Below are 1234 nucleotides of genomic sequence, written 5' to 3' on the forward strand. Positions count from 1 at the left end.
CCGTGGCCACGGTGAGGCGCGCCGGCCGCGGCTCGGCGGCAGCGTTGACCACCTCGAGACGGATCCATACCGGCCGGGCACCGATCCCGAAGGCGAGGACCGGCGATCCACCGGCAGAGAACCGGCCACCGTGGAAGGCCCCGACGGCCTCCGCCAGCGTCAGCGGCCCGCCGGTCTCGCGCAGGTAGCGGGCCTGCTCCCCGACCGGGCCACCGTCGCCGCCGGGCAGCCGTACCGGTTCCTGTGTCTGTGCCGCGACGACGGTGCGCGCCACCATCCACGCCGCCAGCACGAGCAGCGCCATCGGCGACAGACGGGCGATCATGGGTGGGTTCGCACGAGCTGTTTATCCGTTGGTTAACGGGGGCCATGCCCCGCTCCAACTCTACCCCATGCCGGGTTGCCGTTCGATGTCGCCGGGGACCTCAGGGACACCGGGACCGGTCGCCGCCCTCCGGCGGCCGACTGTCGGCCCGCCGTGGCGGATGGCCCGCGGCTGACCCATGCTCCCAGGCATCCACGACGGCCAGAGGACCGGCCATGCGTACCCTCCCCCTGATACCGGCGATCCTGGCCGCGGCCGGCCTGGCGGCCTGCGGCGGCGGCGGAAGCAGCGACGGTGGCGACCCGGTGACCGAACCCACACCCACGGACTACACCGTCGAACGGGTCTTTTCCGGCCTGAGCTTCCCCGGCGTCACCGACATCCAGGCGCCGCCGGCCCCCGACGCCCGGCTGTTCGTGGCGGAGAAGGCCGGACGCATCCGCGTGTTCTCGCGCAACGACCCCGCTGCCGGCGCGCTCACCTTCCTAGACCTGAGCGGCCGCGCCGACCTGGTCACCGACGGCGAGGGCGGCCTGCTCGGTCTCGCCTTCGATCCGGCGTTCGCGGGCAACGGGTACTTCTACGTCCACTACACGGCCGACAGTCCCCGGCGCATCGTCGTCGCACGCTTCACCGACACCGGCGTGCGCCCCGTGGACCCGGCGACCGAGGAGGTAGTGCTGGAGATCCCCCATCCGGGCACGGACAACCACTACGCCGGCGCCCTGGCCTTCGGCCCTGTGGACGGCATGCTCTACCTCACCGCGGGTGACGGCGGCGGCTCCTACGACCCGGACGACAATGCCCAGGACCGCACCAACCTGCTCGGCTCGGTGATGCGTATCGACGTATCCGTCACGGGCACCGGCGTGACGCCCAACTACGCTGTGCCCTCGGATAACCCCTACG

The 1234-nt window shown here is 72.2% G+C and carries 2 protein-coding genes; one reads left to right on the forward strand and one right to left on the reverse strand.

Annotated features, from left to right (window positions below; genetic code table 11):
* Positions 1–325, reverse strand: a 325-nt coding sequence (locus G7A99_RS14820; protein WP_305792323.1) for a 7TM-DISM domain-containing protein, incomplete at its 3' end; no start/stop codon positions are given.
* A gap of 215 nt (positions 326–540) precedes the next feature.
* Here G7A99_RS14820 and G7A99_RS14825 point away from each other — a divergent pair.
* A partial coding sequence (locus tag G7A99_RS14825) for a sorbosone dehydrogenase family protein (protein WP_163141499.1) occupies positions 541–1234 on the forward strand: 694 nt, incomplete at its 3' end.

This window comes from Arhodomonas sp. KWT (assembly GCF_010993615.1).